The sequence below is a fragment of the Paludisphaera rhizosphaerae genome, assembly GCF_011065895.1.
Taxonomy (GTDB): Bacteria; Planctomycetota; Planctomycetia; order Isosphaerales; family Isosphaeraceae; genus Paludisphaera; species Paludisphaera rhizosphaerae.
In genome coordinates, this window is record NZ_JAALCR010000021.1 from 19,152 (window position 1) to 35,875 (window position 16,724).

Here is a 16,724-nt window from a genome sequence, read left to right on the forward strand (position 1 = left end):
GACGACGATGGGAAGCTGGGGCGTTAAGAGCTACGAGAACGACGACGCGCACGAAGCGCTCGACCGCGGGTTCGAGCGCGTCCACGGGGACGTCTACGACGACCTCATGGACGACCGCAATCCGATGACGTTGGAACAGGTCCAGAAGAAGCTGGCGAACGCCGAGACGCTGGCCGCGGCCCTTGACCTCTTTGAGTTCGAGGCCGGCTCCAATCGCGCCCACTGGGACGACCTGGATCGGCTGGGCTATGCGGGGATCGTCGTGCGCCACGTGGAACTCGGCGTGCCGACCCCGGCCGACGTGCTGGCGTCGGCGATCGCCTTCCTCGAAGGCGAAGACATGGACTGGGACGACGACGAAACCACCCGCAAACTCCGCCGCGAAAAGGAGCTTGCGCTGCTCCGGCGCGGGGCCGAAGGCTGACCGTCGCGGATTCTCCGACGGCCCTCGATCTGTACGTTATATTACATCCAACAGCCGGCTTCCCCACCGTGGGCGGCCTGCCGTCGGTTTCTTCGGGGCTCGCCTCGGGGACAGGCTGGACATGATCTTTTAGGACCTTGCCGCGTTGCGGCGGCAGCGATTGCACCTGCGAACGACCACGAACCGCAGCCGGCGGGAAACAGCCGGGATTTTCACTCTCGATCGTCAGTCCGGTTTTTCAGGAGCCTGCGACCGGGCCTCTTGATCTCGACTTCCCGGGGCGGCCACGCTATGGGAAAATCGGGCGAGGGAGGCCCGGGCCGACGTTTTTGGAACATTCATCGCCCGCCCTCGCGCCTCTTCCTTCTCCGAGAGAGCGGACCGATCCCGAACGTGACGCACCTTCACAACTCCGTGGAGCTTGAACCCTCCACCGCGTCGGCCCCTGGCGACCACCTCGCGGCTGCCTGGCGGCGCGAGTCGATGTTGGTCCTCCTGATGCTGGCGCCGACGCTGGCGGCGATCTGGACCGTCCCCTGGTTCACCACCCAGGACGGCCTGGCCCACCTCTACAACGCCACGATCCTCGTCGACTCCCTCCGGGGCGGCCCCGTCTTCGGCGACTCCTACGAGGTCCGCTGGGATCCGCTCCCGAACTGGGGAGGCCACCTGACGCTCATCGGCCTGCTGGCGATCGTTCCCCCCCGAACGGCCGACCGCATCATGACCAGCCTCACGCTCATCGGCGTGGCCCTGGCCGTGGCCTGGCTCCGGCGTCGGACGGTCTCGGATGCCGAGCCTCCCTCCAGGATCGCGACCGCTCTCGCGGCCCTGTCAGCCCTGAGTTTCTCCTGGCTGATGGGGTTCGCCAGCTTCCAGCTCGGCGTCTGCCTCTTCGCCGTCACGCTGGGCGTCTGGTGGCCGTACCGCGACGAACTGCGGCCCGGGCGGATTGCGGCGCTCGCCGGACTGCTGACGATCGGCTACTTCTGTCATCTTGTCAGCGCGGGGCTGACCGTCTTCGCGATGGGGTTCCTGGCAGTATCGGCCCCCGCGCCCGATCGCACCGTATTCTGGCGGATGCGCGTCCGTCGGCTGGCGGTCTGCTTCGCTCCGCTGACCGTACTCGTGCTCGTCTATCTCCGATTAGCCCAACGCGGCGGAACGATGGCGCCGAGGTTCGCCAAGCCCGGGGATCTGCTGACCCTCTCCGGCTGGATGGGACGCATCGGGTGGGTCGACCCCGTCTCGTTCGCGGTCAAGAACATTCTCCCCTTCACCGAACGCGCGGGTGCGGCGTTCCTCGCGTTCAGCCCCCTGGTCTGGTTGACGGGAGCGGCGGTGCTGCTGATGCTGGCCGCGATCTGGTCACGCATCGGCGACGGGACGCACGTCGGCGAGCGCCGGGCTTGGCTGGGACTGTCAGCCGCTCTGCTCGCGGCCGGGATCTTCGGTCCCGACTCGATGGGGGCCGGCCACGGCGACTATCTGCCCCAGCGGATCACGCTCCTTGCGCTGGTCTCGGCCGTCCCCACGATCGGCCCGTACTCACGGTCGCTGCTCGGCCGGCTCGGCGGCGGCGCGATCTTCGTCGCCCTGGCGATGCAGGCCGTGAGCGTCTGGGACTATGCCGTCCATGCCCAGAAAACCGTCGCCCCGATCACGGAGTCGGCCCCCCAGGTCGGCCGCGGCGTCCGCATCGCGGCGCTGCTCGGCGATCTTCGAACGCGGTTCCGGGTTAATCCCGTGCTGCACGCCCCCGACTGGCTGGGAGTCGTCGGCGGCAACGTGGTCTGGAACAACTACGAAACGCGCCACTACTACTTCCCCGTCCAGTTCAAGCCGGGCCTCGTCCGACCGGACTCGATCCAGTTGGAGGAGATTGCGCTGGCCGTCCCACCGCGTCGGCAAGAGGGCGTGTCGCTCTGGGATGGGGAGTTGAGCCGCGCCCATGACGCAGTCGACGTCGTCGTCGCCTGGCGCAGCTATCCTGAGTTGGACGCCGTCACGGCCCGCTGGTTCGAGCCCGCCGAACGTCTCGGCGACGTGACGATCTGGCGTCGCCGAGACGTTCGCTGATCGAGCATGCCGGATTACTTCGAGTCCTTCTGCTTCGTCAGCTCGAACAGGTAGATGTCCGAGCCGTACGGGTTGAAGTCCACCGGACGGTCCTGCCCCGGCGCACCGATGTTGACGGTGAGCTTCTCGCCCTCCAGCTTGTAGACCCCCTTGGCGGACTTCCCCTTGGCCTCGCCGGGGCCGTCGTTGATCTCGATGGTGAGGGCCGGGTGGGGCTTCGCGGCGGCGTCGACGACGACCTTGCCCTTGTACTCTTCACCGTTGACGTTGACGTTGATCGACTCGCCCTTGATGATCCATTTCGCCTGGATCTGGGCGTCGTCGCGGGCCGACCAGACGCCCTGAACCGACTTGAGCGCCGGCGGGAGCGGAGCGTCGTCGCCGCGCGTTACGACGACCGCCGAGGCCGCAATGGTCGTGAGCACGGCGAGCCGAAGGGACTTCGTAATCGAGAGCATTTGCTGAATCTCTCCGAGGGTCGGGAGGGGAAATGCACGGCGCGCTGCGCCGAGGGGGGATTGGACCACGTCGCGCGGGATGTTGACAAGCCCGCACTCCGATGTGGCCTCGGGTGGACGGGTCTCGCCAGTCCGGGCAATGACGGAGTATCCTTGGAGAAGATCCCGAAGGGCGGACCTACGCCCGGCGCCCCTCGTTTGCGAGTCTCCTGGGAGCGGCCGACCATGCGGCGAACCGAATGCGTTCGACGAATCCTGGTCGTCGCGGCGGTCCTCATCGCCGGGACCGCAGGAGCGCGCCGCGTCGAAGCCCAGACGCAACGACGCTCCGGTCGCAACGACCCCCGCGTCGGCGCAGCCCGCGCCACGCCCTCGTCGCGACCTCCCGCGACCGCCGCGGAGCCAACGCAGCGCGACCCCGTCCGACCCGGAGACGACGACACCTTCCGACCCACGGTGATCGTCCGACGCGGTCATTCCCAGGGGACCGGAACGATCATCGCTTCCGAGGCCGGCCAGAGCCTGGTTCTAACCGCAGCCCACGTCCTCCGCGACGAGGGCCCGATCTCGGTCGAGCTGCACCGTTACAACATCGGCCTTGAGAAGACCACGGGAGGAGCCTGGCCGCTGGTCGCCGCCGCCGAGGAGGCCGCTTCCGACCCGGCCGCGGATATCGCCCTGCTCCGCTTCCGGGAGCACTCGCCGGTCCCCTTCGTCGCGCGGCTCTACGACGGCGATCCCGAGAGAATTCCTCCCGAGTCGCTCGCCACGTCGTTGGGGGTCGACCTGGGCGCCCGGCTCTCAAGTTGGAACACGAAGATCGTCAAGTCGACCCGGCTTCAAATGGAAGGCGAGGGCTGGGGGCGGCCGTTCCTGATCACCCTGAAGATCCCCGAGCACGGCCGATCCGGAGGCGGTCTCTACCTGGAAGGGGGGCGACTCGTCGGCGTCTGCGTTGGCCACGCCGAACTGGTCGAGGGCCGGCGAATGGGGATCTTCTCCTCCATCGAGAACATCCGCCGACTGATCCGCGAGAATAAGCTGGACGCCCTTGTCGACCGTTCACAATCACGGCTCGCAGCCCCGCCAGCTCAAGAAGGCGAGGACAAACGGCCGCCGACCGACCCAGCCGGCGCGACGGCCCTCAACGGCCGCCAATAGCGATCCGAACGACGAACATGATCAGAGCGGCCACCGCCGCCAACGAGGAAACGGTCGAATTCTGGTCGAGATAGCCGACCAGCATGATGAACAGGGCGCTAGCCAGGCCCACACTCGCAGCCGACCGGATCGGTTTCCACCGAACCTCCTCCGTCGACCTGCGTCGAACCTGCTCCAGCTCCCTCGACCATCGCGGTTGCTCGTCGCCGTCGACGCTGCGGGAACCGTCCCAGGCCTGCGGCTTCAGCTCGGCCGTGTTGATCGGCGAGGGTTGGAGCCCCGGCATCACGAGCCTGGGCGCCGGCGGCCGACCGGGTTTGCCGCACGAGGGGCAGAGCACCCACCCGCGCCAGGCTCCGGGGGTCCAGGCCAGCGCGGCACGGCAGAATGGGCAGTCGTAGCGTACGACCGTCTCCCACTGCATGTAAGCCATGCGTGGTCTCCCGACTGAAATCGACATCCAGCATTCATCCGCACGACATCAATCACGATACCCGGTTCTCGCCTTGATAGGAAGGTCCCGACGAGCCTCTTTCGAAGCAGTCGCCGCCGCGCGTACGATGGACGCTCCCCCAAACTCAGGAGACGACCATGCGCAGACCTCTCGTCGCCGCGGCCCTGGCCGCTGTCGCCCTCGCGTCCGCCGCGCGTGGGGCGGAGTTCCCCCGTTTCGAGACCCAGGAGATCGACCCTCACGTCGGCCAGGTCTGCTACGCCCTGGCCGTCGCGGATGTGGACGGCGACGGAAAGCCCGACGTCGTCGCGGCCTCCGAAGACGCCGTGGTCTGGTACCGCAATCCCACCTGGGAGAAGCACACCGTCATCCGCGACCAGACGCGTCGCGACAACGTCTGCATTCAGCCCCACGACATCGACGGCGACGGCCGGGTCGACTTCGCGCTGGGAGCCGGCTGGAAGCCGTCCGACACGACCCACGCCGGGACCTTGCAGTGGCTCGGCCGCAACGCCTCGGGCGAGTGGCAGGTCCACCCCATCGAGTGCGACGAGCCCACGATCCATCGGATCCGCTGGGGCGACCTCAAGGGAAACGGCAAGGAGCAGCTCGTCGTTCTACCGCTTCAGGGACGAGGAACGAAAGGGCCGAACTGGGGAGCCGGGACTGGCGTGAACGTGCAGGTCTACGATGTTCCTGGCGACCCGACCCATCCGCACTGGATGTCGGAGGTCGCCGAGCACCGGCTGCACACCGTCCACAACGCCCAGGTCGTCGATCTGCTCGGCAAGGGCGGCAACCAAATCGTCGCCGCCGCCTGGGAAGGGGTCTTCGTTCTCGACCGCGACGCGCAGAGGACCTGGACCCACACGCGGATCGGGACGGGCGATGAGGCGGGGGAACCGTTCAAGGGCGCCAGCGAAGTCAAGGTCGGCCGCCTGGCCGATGGTTCGCGGTACGTCGCCACGATCGAGCCCTGGCACGGTAATCAGGTGGTCGTCTACACGCCTCCCAAACAGGCCGACGCTTTGTGGACCCGCAAGGTGGTCGCCGCCCCTGTGACCTGGGGCCACGCGATCTGGTGCGCCGATCTCGACGGCGACAAGAACGAAGACGTCGTGGTCGGTCAGCGCGACCCGAACCCGGCGGGCTCTTCGACCCCGAAGGGGCCGGGCGTGTTCGTCCTGTCGCCGCGCGTCGGTGCCGAGGGCCTCGCCTTCGACCGCCACGCGATCGACGACGGCGGCATGGCCTGCGAGGACGCACTCGCCGCGGATCTCAACGGCGACGGCCGCCCCGACCTGATCGCCGGCGGACGAGCCACCCACAACGTGAGGATCTACTGGAACCGTCCGTGACGTTCCTGTGAACCGACCCCTCGGACGGTTGAATTCGGGGGAGGATCCGCGACAATCAAGCCCTTCGGAAGATCCTCCCCCAGACACAACCCGAGGCGAACGCGGATGGCCTACTTACCCAGCTTGCTGGTGATGCTGACGATGGCGACCACCTCCCAGACCCAAAGCGCGCACCCGACCGTGGAATTCGTCGCGCACCGCGGCGAATCGGCCGACGCGCCCGAGAACACCCTGGCCGCGTTCAACCTGGCCTGGAGCCGGGGCGTCAAGGCCATCGAACTCGACGTTCACCTCTCGCGCGACGGCGTCCTCGTCGTCACCCACGACCCCGACGTCAAGCGCGTCACCGGTCTTCAGCGCAAGATCAAGGAAGCCGACTGGAGCGAGTTGAAGGACCTCGACGCCGGCCGCTGGAAGGACCCCAAGTTCGCCGGCGAGAAGCTGCCGACGCTCGAACAGGCGCTGGCCACCATCCCTGACGACGCCCGCTGCTACATCGAGGTCAAGACCGGCCCTGAGTCCGTCCCCGCCCTCGTGAAAGCCGTCCGCAAATCCGGCAAGAGGCCCGAGCAACTGCCGGTCATCACCTTCCACGCCGACACGCTCGCCGAGGCCAAGAAGCAGCTCCCCGAGCTGAAGATGTACTACCTCGCCAGCTTCAAGACCGATCCCAAGACCAAGGCCGTCACTCCCACCCTCGACGAGCTCATCGCCAAGGCGAAGGAGATCAAGGCCGACGGACTCGACCTCGACTTCAAGGGCCCGATCGACAAGGCCTACGTCGATCGCGTCAAGGCGGAGGGCCTGGGCTTCCTCGTCTGGACCGTCGACGACCCCGCCGTCGCCCGCCGAATGATCGAGGCCGGCGTCGAAGGGATCACGACCAACAAGGCCCAGTGGCTCAAGGACCAGGTCAAGTCCGACTGAATCCTGGAACGAGGCCACTCCGCCGACCGTTGGGCGGAGGAGAACAGGGACGGGCGTTCGGCCGCCGTCGTCCCCCCATCGTCGTAGGGGCGCCCCTCGTGGGCGCCCGATCGCCATCAGATGTCTGGCTGCCGTTGGATGTCGCCGACGATCAGGGCACCCACGAGGGGTGCCCTACGAATTGGGACCACCCGATCGGTTGGTACCCTGTACCCTAGACACCCGCCCTGGGCTCGGCCTTCCAGCCGTAGCCGTGCCACTGGAAGTCGTGCGAGCCGTCGTCGTACAGGTCGTAGACGCCGTACCCTTCGCCGAAGCCCTGGTAGGCTCCCCACCACCACGCGGCGCAGACTGCGGCGTTGCAGTAAAAGTCCACGTTGCGGATGCGGCAGGAATCCATCAGGTGGAGATGCCCGCTGAGGCAGACCTTGACATTCGGGTGCGACGACAACAGGTCGAGCAGTTCCGTGCCGTCGGTGTGCATGTCGCCACAGTTGACGAAGCCTCCCGTCGTTGCGTCCTTGCGTCGCTTGTAGAGAGCCATCGCCGAGAAAATCGGCACGTGCGACATGTACAGGATCGGCGTCGTTGGGGGCGTGTCTCTGAGCTCGCGCTTCAGCCAATCGAGCTGGGCCTCATCAAGAAAGGCGGCGAAGCTGACGGGCGTCGGTCCCGGCTGGATGCTGTCGATGACGAGGAACTTCCAGCCCGCCTTCGTGAAGCTGTAATACCGGTCGGGCATGCCGGCCGCGTCGATCGTCCACTTCTTGCCGAAAAGCGGTTCGTCCCCCCGGGTTTCCGCCTTCCCCTTATCCCATCCCCAAACGTCGTGGTTGCCGACGCATGAATAGACGGGGATGGAACACTCCGCCTTGAGAACGCTGCCGTAAAGGTCCCAGATGACCTTCGTCCGGTCGTATTTCTGCTTGAAGCAGTCCATCACATGGTCGCCGCCGAGCAGGATGAAGTCCGGTTTCGGATTCAGATCCTGGACGTGGTGAAGACAGGCGGCCATCCCCTCCGCGCCTCGATCTTCCGGCTTGACGTGGACGTCCGTCAGATGGGCGACTCGCAACACGCGTTTGCGGTCCGGGCCGGGTGGCGCTGCGATCAACGCTGATCCGCCCAGGATCCCCGCCGCCCCCAGTCCGCCCGACGCCGCCAGGAAGCCACGTCGCGTCTTCGCTTCGCCGGGCCGAATGATCTCGTTCGCCATCAAACCGGATCTCCTCTCCCGAGAGCCAGGGCCCAACTGAGCCACTGTCGCGGAGACGATGTTAAACCTCCCCTGCCCGCCTCCACGAGAAAAAACCGGAGATCTGCCTGGCGGCCAATCAAAAGGTGCGATCTTGGACCACGTTATGAGTAGAGGGCGCGTGCGGCCGCCCCTCGATCGGAGATTCAGGAGACATCCGATGTCTGGGCTACCCCAGCACTCCTCGCTCAACTCCATCGAAGCAAGACGGCGCTGGGCGCCATCGCCACGCTGGCGTGGCCATGAACCGACATGGGAGACTGCGCGACCGTCGCCGAGTGCATGGCCACGCCAGCGTGGCTATGGCCCCCGAGTCCAACCTTCGATCCAGAAACGGCGTCTGGCGGGTGCTGCCGGTGTTGAGCAAGCAGCATCCCTTTTCCTGGCGAACGAAGCCGTCGAGCGATGCGTGGCAATCCCTGACGAGGAAACCCTTTACGGGCCTGCGGCATCGCCGGCGAGGTTGAAAACGAAGCCATTTCGGCTTCGCCCCCACCGTCCTTGCATCTTCGAAAGGGCGGCAACGGCTGAGGCGACCATCCTCCATCCGAAGACGGGTTCAGCGAGCCGGAGCCTGGTCGCGCGGCGTCGACTCCAACGATCTGTCGCTCGGAGTCAGCGGGAGACCGGCGAAATCGTAAAGATGTGTGGAGTTGCGTCGGAATTGGTCGATCGAAGCCAATCCCACGAGGCGGAAATTACGGCTCAGATCGCTTCCGCGAAAGGGTTTGCGTCGATCGGGTTCGTCCCGTCGTCCGGTGAAACGAACCCGATCGCGAGGGCCGGGTCAATGCTTGCCGTGAAAACCCCGGCGGCGTTGAGCGCTGTAGCGCTGAAGCGCGTCCTCAATGACGTTCCGGGTGCAGTCGGCGGACTGGATCTCGTCGACTTCAACGCTCTTGCCTTCGAGGTACTTGTAGTCCTGGAAGAAGCGGCGGAGCATCATCAGGCGGTGGGGGGGGAGCTCAGCGGCTTCGTGGAAGCTGTTGAATTCCGGGTCGCCGACCGCGACGGCGAGGATCTTATGGTCCTTCTTGCCGGCGTCGACCATCGTCATCAGGCCGATCGCCCGAGCCGTGACGAGGGTCATGGGTGCGACGGCTTCCTGACAGAGGACCAGGACGTCGAGCGGGTCGTCGTCCTCGGCGTAGGTCTGGGGGATGAAGCCGTAGTTGGCCGGGTAGTAGACCGCCGAGTAGAGCACCCGGTCGAGGCGGAGCAGACCAGTCTGCTTGTCCAGCTCGTACTTGACGCTCGATCCCATGGGGATCTCGATCAGGGCGTTGAACTCCAGCGGCAGGTGCTCGCCGGGTGTGACGTCGTGCCAGGGATGCAGCATGAGACGGGAATCCGGATTGTGGGTAGAACGTTATTCGAGCGTGGGGTCGGTTCAGTGGCGTTCGTCGAGGGCTTCGGCCTGGTGACGAGGGTTGAAGGCGTCGTCCTCGGGAAGATACCCGAGAATCTCGGCGGCGTCGGCGAGATCCCAGAGTCCGCCGTGATTGCGCGAGACGCCGTTGACGACCAGAAACAGGCGGTCCTCGATCTCGGCCTCGACGGCGGCGTCGAAGAGGCGGACGAGGTCGCCGTTGGAGAGCCAGAGCTTCTTCTCCCAGTCGTCCTTGAGCCCCTCGGGCCGGTTCGCCCCGTGCTGGACCCATCCCAGACGAAGGGCGATGAAGGTGACGTCAAAGGCCTGGGCCAGGCTCTTGCCGAACCGCTCGCCGGCGTACTTCATCGCTCCGTAGATCCCCGAAGGGCGAGGCGGCTCCTCGGCCGTGATCACCTCGGGTTCCTCTTCGCGAAGTCCCGTCATGACATGGACCGAACTGGCGTAGACCAGCCGCTCGACGCCGGCCAGTGCGGCGGCGTTGAAGACGTTCGCCAGGGCGTCGAGGTTGGACTCGCTCAGCTCGGCGAGGGAGGCGTGTTCGTCGGGGTTCGCGGCCAGGTGGACGACGGTGTCGACGCCGTGGAAGTGGGTGATCCATTCCTCGTCGAAGACGCTCAGGTCGACCTTGAAAACCTCGGCGTCGTCCTCTCCGGGCTCGGCGTCCAGGAGGATCAGGTCGTAGACGTCCTCCCAGGCGGCGCGGAGTTTCCGGCCGATGTTGCCGCAGGCCCCCGTGATGAGGACGGTCCTCGGTTCGTCGTCGATGTCGAACTCTTCGAGTTCTTCCTCGGGGTTGAAGCCTTCCTCGTCGTCGAGCAGGTCTTCGGGGTCGATGATCGGCAGACCGCCGTGGAGCGGGGGCATGAACCGCGGGCTTCCGGGCTCGGGGCCCCGGGTCGGGTCATCCATGGGGTCGGGCTGCATGGTCCGCTCCTCATCTCGGCCCGGGGCGCGGCGGCCCCCCGCCGCGGGGGCGCTCCGCCCGGTCGGGGCGAAAAGCCTAATCTACCATCTTCCCGCCCCCTCCGCACCCGACCGGCGAAGTTTCGGCTTCGGATCCAACCCCACGGCGGCCCCTTCCGCCGGTGGTGGTCAAATGTTATCATTCATGGAACGACCTCGGCCGGAAGCGGTCGTCTCCAGCGAATCCGCTCGATCCGAACTAATAACGGCGTGCGGCGATCGAAAGGCATGTCGAGGAGGTATCCTGATCATGTCATACGGCGGAACGAGCGATCCCTCGGGCGTGCAGGTGACGTTCTTGGACCAGACCGGCGCGAAATCGGTGAAGGCGGTGATCGCATTCAGCGTGCCCGTCAGTCGGATCATCCCGAACATCATCACCAAGATGAACCTGCCGGCCACCAGTCCCGACGGCCAACCGATGAGTTACGCGCTCGATCATAAGGAAGGCGGCCGGCGGCTGCTGGAAAACTGGACCCTCGTGGACGCCGGCATCCGTGACGGCGATCACCTGATCGTCTATCCCGAGGTGGTGGCGGGTTAGTCCGCCTCGGCGGCTCAACGCGACGAAGGCGGAGGGAGCAGGCGACCCAGCCCAGCCGATACGGACCCACGACCATGCACGACTCGCCGCGACTGCGACGGCTTCGCAACGACCTGGCAGCCCTCGAAAGGCTGAAGGCCGAGAGTTCGGTCTTTGAGTTCAAGGCTCAGGGCGACCCGCCCCACGCCTACCGAATCCGATTCAAGGGAAGAGGCCTGCACCGCGAGGGGGGCCGCGTTCGGCCCCAGACGATGCACGAGGTCGAGATCAAGCTCGGCTCCTCGTATCCTCGAACGATCCCCGAAATCCGCTGGCTCTCGCCCATCTACCATCCGAACATCTCCGAGATCGGGATGGTCTGCCTGGGGGGCTACGGCACTCACTGGGTCCCCAGCGTGCAGCTCGATGAGCTCTGCACGATGCTCTGGGACATGGTCCGGTACCACAACTTCGACGTCCGCAGCCCGTACAACCGCGACGCCGCCCTCTGGGCCGGCAACCAGACGGCCGTCCCCTTCCCGACGGACCCACGGCCCATCCGCGACCTTCGCGAGGCCATGGGCCGGATCGAAGGGACCTCCGGCGGTCCTCAGCGGTTCGCAACCCCTGTGCAAGCGCGTGGACTCCTCGGCGCTGCGGCCGCCGCCGGAGAGGCCGTCGACCGGGTCCGGCGATTCCTTGAACGTCGCAACCGACCGGCCGACGACGAACAGGCTCCGACCTCGCTCGCGTCGATGACGCAGCCGCTCGACGACGGCGTCCTGATCCTGGAGTCGACCGTCGACGAGGCCGTCGCCCCCATCCCGCCGGCCCCGGAGCCCGAGGCCGACATCCTCTTCATCGAGTGAGCCGGCCGGCCGGACCAACAGACCCATGACGACGCAGCCGCCCCTCGACGAAGCCCCCCTGCGCATCGACGACGACGACCGCTACAGCCGGCTCCGCCTGATCCCCTGGTGGCGTCAGGAACGGCTCGCCGCGGCGAAGGTTCTCGTCGTCGGCGCGGGAGCGCTCGGCAACGAGGTCCTGAAGAACCTCGCCCTCGTCGGCGTCGGAACGACCTACGTCATCGACCTGGACTCGGTCGAACCGTCGAACCTGTCGCGGTCGGTTCTCTTCCGGGCCGAGGACGGCGGGCTTCCCAAGGCCGTCGTCGCCGCTCGTCGGGCCGGCGAGTTGAACCCGGAAGTCGCCTTCATCCCGATGCATGGCGACGTCATCACGGATCTCGGGCTCGGTCTGTTCGCCCATGTCGACCTGGTCATCGGCTGCCTGGATAACCGCGAAGCCCGGCTCTGGGTCAACCGCCAGTGCTGGAAGGTCGGCCGGCCCTGGATCGACGCCGGCATCCAGGAGATCCAGGGGGTCGTGAAGGTCTTCACGCCCCCGGCCTCGGCCTGCTACGAATGCACGATGACCGAGCGCGACTACCAGCTTCTGAACCTCCGCTATAGCTGCCCCCTGCTCCGTCGGGACGACATTTTGGCCGGCAAGGTTCCGACCGCGCCGACGATCGCCTCGATGATGGCCTCGCTCCAGGTGCAGGAGGCCCTCAAGCTGCTGCACGGGATGGCCGTCGCGGGGGGGACGGCGATGGTCTTCAACGGCGTCGGCAACCAGTTCTACACGACCAAGCTCCCCTTCCGCGAAGACTGCCTCAGCCACGAGACCTACCCCCAGCCGATCGAGCTGGCGATTGGAAACGACGCCACCGTCCGCGACCTGTTCAACGCGGCGGCCGACGAAGGGCTCGAAGGGCCGGCCTCGCTGGCCCTCGATCGTGAGTTGGTGGAGGCCGTGGAATGCCCGCGCTGCGGCGGCCGCCGCGAGCTGATGCGGCCCCGGACCACCGTCCGTCAGGCCGAGGCTGAGTGCCCAGACTGCCGTCAGCCGGGTCGGCCCGTGGTCGTCAGCGCGATCGGCGAGGATTCTCCGCTGGCCTCGCGGACGCTGGCCCAGGTCGGCGTCCCCCGGTTCGACGTCGTTCGGGTCGACGGCGGCGGCTCGTCGCGGTTCTTCCTGCTGGCCGGCGACCGCGACGGCCTGGGCTCAGGATGGGGGGAACGCCCTTGAGCCAGGACGGCGGCGACGAAATGGTCTTCGGCGAGGTCCGGTTCCGCGAGCCGGCCAAGATGCGCCGGCCCGACCGCGATCCCAGGCTCGCCTGCGTCGCCTGCCAGACCCCCGGCCCCGGCGACCTGCCTGTCTTCCTCGACCTCGCTCCAGCCGACGCCATCGAACGCCACGCCCTCTCCGACACGACCGTCGAACTGGGCGGCGTGCTGCTGGGCAAGGAGTGCGTCGACCCGACCGACGGCGCCCCCTTCGTCTGGATCACCCAGGCGCTGGAGGCCAAGCATTACGCCAACACTCAGGCCAGCTTCACCTACACTCACGACTCCTGGGAAGAGATCACCCGCGAGCGCGACCGGCTCCACCCTGACCTCGACGTCGTCGGCTGGTATCACACGCACCCGAACTTCGGGATTTTCCTGTCGCATCACGATCTGTTCATTCACAAGAACTTTTTCGACCAGCCCCTTCAGACCGCGTACGTCGTCGACCCCATTCAGGGGACGCGCGGCTTCTTCCAGTGGTCGGACGGGGGCATGGTGCAGGTGGGCGGCTTCCACCTCTGCGCCGAGCGTCACGAGCGGGCGGCGCTCTCGCGGTTGGCGGACCAGTTGGAGAACCTCCCCGGTTCGCCGGCCGGAGGCATCGGCGCGTCCCTATCTCCTCGCCTTGAGGCGGAGCTGATCAAGATGCTGAATCGACCCGCCCCCTCCCGCGTCGCGCCCGGCGACGGACTGGCGTTGGCCGCGTTCCTCGGGTTCCTCGGAACGATGGGCCTGCTCATGCTCGCGGGGCTGGGGCTCTGGCTCCACTACGTGGACACTCGCCTGAGCGAGCAGTCGCACGCCCTGACCGTTCTGGCTCGGGAAGTCGAAGAATCGTCGGCTGGCCGCCGGGCTGCGCACGACCTGATGCTGGAGAAGATCGGCGACGCGAACCCCGAGACGTTCCTGGCACGCTTTGAGAAACTCGCCCAGGCCCGTGATGAGGCCCGCAAGCAACTGGCCGATCAACGTTCCGCCACCGAGGTTCTCGGCGCCCGGCTGAAGGAACTCTCCGAGAAGGCCGGCGGCCTCGAGGCCGAATTGGCGGCGACCCTGAAATCGCGAGAGGTCTTCGAGTCCGAGGCCAAGGAGGCTCCCAAGCTGCGGGATGAGGTCGAGGAGCTGAAACAGGCCCTCGACGACGACAAGCGTGAACTCACCGATCAGCGCGCGATCCTCAAGTCGGCCGAAGGCGAGCAAGCCGCCAAAACGTATAAAGACCTCAAGTTCTATACGCTGACCACCTGGATCGGAGCCCTGACCTCGGCCTTGCTCGCGGTGACGGCCGTCTGGCTTTATGTTCGTCCCCAGCTCTCGACGTCGGTCGACAATGCCGACGCCGCCCGGCGTGCGCTCTGACGACGGCCGACTGGAATCAACCGGCGAGAGCGGACTCGGTCTCGTGGATCAGCTCGTCGAGGACGGGATCGCTCGCCCCTTGGTCATCACGCCAGCGGACGGCCTGCGCCAGCCAGGGTGCGGCGTCGGCCTTCCGTCCCAGCCGGGCGTCGGTCAGGGCGAGCACGACGAGGTCGAATCCGTTCCAGGCTTCGTCCAGTTCCATCGACCGCCGAGCCGCCGCCTGGGCGTCCTCGAAGGCGCCTACCCGACAGAGGGAGAGCCCGAGAGTATTCCAGTAAGTCGGGCTGTTAGGATCGCCCTCGGTCGCCATCCGGGCCAGGTCGACGGCCTCCTCCCGATCGCTCGGCGCGGGGTCGGGACGAACCGCGAGCAGCCAGGCGAGATCGTTGGCGCAGTCGAGTCTGCGGCGGCGCCCCGAGGGCGTTTCCCGCCCTGAGTCGGCCAGGCCCGCGAGCAAGTCGTAGGCGTGTCGACGGGCGCCGGCGGCGCTCTCGAAGTCCCCGCTCTGCCGAAACCCTCGCGCCAGGTCGATGTAGCGCGCCGCCATCTTCTCCTCAGCCGGCGCGAGCTCCAGAGGCGTCGTTCCGGGAAGGTCTCGGCTGAACGCATCGGTGAAATCCGCCCCGTCGCTGAAATAGACCGTGGGCAGCCGGAGAACCGAGCTCAACGCCCCAGCGCCGACGAGAATCGGCATGATCGAGAAGCCGTTGAACATAATGTCGCCGAGATAGAGCGTAATCGAGCCGACCAGCGCTGCGAGACTTCCGACGTCTGGCTCGAACCATCGCCGCGCAGGGAACTTTCGTATGAAGACAAGGCACGGCAGCACGCTGATCATGAGAAAGGACAACACGCCAACGGTGCCGAACACCCCGAACATGATGATCCAAAGGCCGTCGGTGATGGAGATGTCTCTTCCGTACTCGTCCATCACGCGCGACCGCCCGAATCCCCCCCAACCGAAAACGGGCCTCTGAACGGCCTTGGCGATCAAGATGTCCTCGTTCTGGAATCGGAATTCCAGCGACTGCGCCCTGTCTTCGCTGAAGTTCTTCGCGAGAAAGGTGATCAGGCCGTTGTAATCCCAGTAGTTCCCCACGCGGACGCCGATATATGCGAAACACGCCAGGGTCCAGAGAACCATCAAGACCCGTCGATTCATCCGGGCGCTCAACCACAAGATGGAGAGCGTGAATCCCAGGAGAAAGGTCGCACCGCTCGAACGGCAGAGGAGGGTCGTCACGATCAGGATCGGGAGGAGGATGGACCCGAAGGGAATCCCCATCACACGCTTCAGAACTCCCACCCGCCAGAGCCAGATCGAAATGAAGCAGGCGATCGCCATCCAGAGGCCCAGTTCCAGGCCGGTGTTCAAGAAGACGCGGGGTCGGAATCCCCCCAAACGGACCTCGGTATGGGCGTAGATCGTGTAGATCTTGACGGACAGGAATGGGCCGACGGCCATCTCCAGAAGACACAAGGGGACGTAGATGAGCCCCCCGACGGCGATCGCCACGCCGAGATTTCGTATATCCCGGGCCGAGTCGAAACACGCCCGCCCGATCAGGTAAGGAAGCCCTATATAGGTCAAGTTCCCATTCGCTGATGCGACGCCGTCGTAGAGACCGAGATCGTTGGCCAGCGAAGTGACGATTGGACAAAGCACGAAGATCGACGTCGGCAGATCCATCCAACTCGGCTTGAGGCGGGCGAATCGGTCCGGGACGAGAATCATCAGCGACAGGATGATCCCGTAGGAGAAGGCTGAGGTTTTCGTGTAATCCGGCAAACCGGAGATATTCAAGCCTGCCGAAGGAAGGAAAAGCCAGGACACGATGATCGCGATCTGCAGCGCCCGCCGCCACGGGAACAGCAAGAACAAGACGAGGCAAGCGGGTATCCAACCGATCAGGGCGAGGGGGATGAATATTTGCACGGTCGATCGATCCTGCTTCCCGCGGAAGGGAGCCTTGAGCCGGCGCGTTCCACAAAGTCGACGCCTCGTCCGACTCAAGCCTAGTTTCTCAAGTCGCTACTTGTGAAGCACGTCGTAGGTCGTCCCCCGCGAAAAGCCAGATGTCGCCCCCGTTGCGGCCGTCCACGCCTTCAATTGCCTGGTCGCCGAACCGATGCTATCTTTGGAATGAGACGGTTTTATCGATTCGGCGACCTCCCATTGCGACCGTTTTCAAGCCGTCGGCCGCCCTGCGTTGCTCGCATCGCCGGCCC

At 66.1% G+C, this 16,724-nt stretch carries 15 protein-coding genes; 9 read left to right on the forward strand and 6 right to left on the reverse strand.

The window, feature by feature from the left end; translation table 11 throughout:
- Positions 1 to 7 precede the first annotated feature (7 nt).
- Both G5C50_RS23505 and G5C50_RS23510 read left to right on the forward strand, forming a co-directional pair.
- Positions 8 to 424 carry a hypothetical protein gene (locus G5C50_RS23505; protein ID WP_165073406.1) on the forward strand — a complete coding sequence of 139 codons (417 nt, stop codon included), beginning with the start codon at positions 8 to 10 and terminating at the stop codon, positions 422 to 424.
- Between the two features lie 393 nt (positions 425 to 817).
- Positions 818 to 2,503: a hypothetical protein gene (locus G5C50_RS23510; protein WP_165073407.1), complete on the forward strand. Its 1,686-nt coding sequence runs from the start codon at positions 818 to 820 to the stop codon at positions 2,501 to 2,503.
- A gap of 14 nt (positions 2,504 to 2,517) precedes the next feature.
- Here the strand turns inward: G5C50_RS23510 and G5C50_RS23515 are convergent, their stop codons facing one another.
- Complete coding sequence (locus G5C50_RS23515) at positions 2,518 to 2,961, reverse strand: TIGR03067 domain-containing protein (RefSeq protein ID WP_165073408.1); 444 nt, start codon at positions 2,959 to 2,961, stop codon at positions 2,518 to 2,520.
- 225 nt (positions 2,962 to 3,186) lie between these two features.
- Between G5C50_RS23515 and G5C50_RS23520 the strand changes: the two genes are divergently transcribed.
- Positions 3,187 to 4,122: a S1 family peptidase gene (locus tag G5C50_RS23520; protein ID WP_165073409.1), complete on the forward strand. Its 936-nt coding sequence runs from the start codon at positions 3,187 to 3,189 to the stop codon at positions 4,120 to 4,122.
- Here the strand turns inward: G5C50_RS23520 and G5C50_RS23525 are convergent.
- The gene (locus tag G5C50_RS23525) at positions 4,106 to 4,555 is read right to left on the reverse strand and encodes a hypothetical protein (protein WP_165073410.1); all 450 of its coding nucleotides are present in this window, start codon (positions 4,553 to 4,555) and stop codon (positions 4,106 to 4,108) included. The genes G5C50_RS23520 and G5C50_RS23525 overlap by 17 nt on opposite strands.
- A gap of 158 nt (positions 4,556 to 4,713) precedes the next feature.
- Between G5C50_RS23525 and G5C50_RS23530 the strand changes: the two genes are divergently transcribed.
- On the forward strand, positions 4,714 to 5,934 hold the full coding sequence (locus tag G5C50_RS23530) for an FG-GAP repeat domain-containing protein (protein WP_165073411.1): 1,221 nt from the start codon (positions 4,714 to 4,716) through the stop codon (positions 5,932 to 5,934).
- A gap of 105 nt (positions 5,935 to 6,039) precedes the next feature.
- Positions 6,040 to 6,861, forward strand: coding sequence for a glycerophosphodiester phosphodiesterase (locus tag G5C50_RS23535; protein WP_165073412.1), 822 nt, complete (start codon positions 6,040 to 6,042; stop codon positions 6,859 to 6,861).
- Between the two features lie 214 nt (positions 6,862 to 7,075).
- Here the strand turns inward: G5C50_RS23535 and G5C50_RS23540 are convergent, their stop codons facing one another.
- The 3 genes from G5C50_RS23540 to G5C50_RS23550 form a co-directional block, all read right to left on the reverse strand.
- Positions 7,076 to 8,077, reverse strand: coding sequence for a metallophosphoesterase family protein (locus tag G5C50_RS23540; RefSeq protein ID WP_165073413.1), 1,002 nt, complete (start codon positions 8,075 to 8,077; stop codon positions 7,076 to 7,078).
- A gap of 826 nt (positions 8,078 to 8,903) precedes the next feature.
- Complete coding sequence (locus tag G5C50_RS23545) at positions 8,904 to 9,455, reverse strand: inorganic diphosphatase (RefSeq protein WP_165073414.1); 552 nt, start codon at positions 9,453 to 9,455, stop codon at positions 8,904 to 8,906.
- Between the two features lie 51 nt (positions 9,456 to 9,506).
- Complete coding sequence (locus tag G5C50_RS23550) at positions 9,507 to 10,433, reverse strand: NAD-dependent epimerase/dehydratase family protein (protein ID WP_240907330.1); 927 nt, start codon at positions 10,431 to 10,433, stop codon at positions 9,507 to 9,509.
- 289 nt (positions 10,434 to 10,722) lie between these two features.
- Between G5C50_RS23550 and G5C50_RS23555 the strand changes: the two genes are divergently transcribed.
- From G5C50_RS23555 to G5C50_RS23570, 4 genes are all read left to right on the forward strand, one after another.
- Positions 10,723 to 11,016: an EsaB/YukD family protein gene (locus tag G5C50_RS23555; protein ID WP_165073415.1), complete on the forward strand. Its 294-nt coding sequence runs from the start codon at positions 10,723 to 10,725 to the stop codon at positions 11,014 to 11,016.
- Positions 11,017 to 11,090: 74 nt separating this feature from the next.
- On the forward strand, positions 11,091 to 11,864 hold the full coding sequence (locus G5C50_RS23560; RefSeq protein ID WP_165073416.1) for a ubiquitin-conjugating enzyme E2: 774 nt from the start codon (positions 11,091 to 11,093) through the stop codon (positions 11,862 to 11,864).
- 25 nt (positions 11,865 to 11,889) lie between these two features.
- Entirely contained in the window at positions 11,890 to 13,089 is a 1,200-nt protein-coding gene (locus G5C50_RS23565; RefSeq protein ID WP_165073417.1) for a ThiF family adenylyltransferase, read from the forward strand.
- Positions 13,086 to 14,492 (forward strand): Mov34/MPN/PAD-1 family protein, encoded by a 1,407-nt coding sequence (locus G5C50_RS23570; RefSeq protein WP_165073418.1) that lies wholly within the window; start codon positions 13,086 to 13,088, stop codon positions 14,490 to 14,492. The genes G5C50_RS23565 and G5C50_RS23570 overlap by 4 nt, the downstream gene beginning before the upstream one ends.
- A gap of 16 nt (positions 14,493 to 14,508) precedes the next feature.
- On the opposite strand, the gene G5C50_RS23575 is transcribed toward G5C50_RS23570, so the two are convergent.
- A complete protein-coding gene (locus G5C50_RS23575) occupies positions 14,509 to 16,431 on the reverse strand; it encodes a tetratricopeptide repeat protein (protein WP_165073419.1) in 1,923 nt (640 codons plus the stop codon).
- Positions 16,432 to 16,724 lie beyond the last annotated feature (293 nt).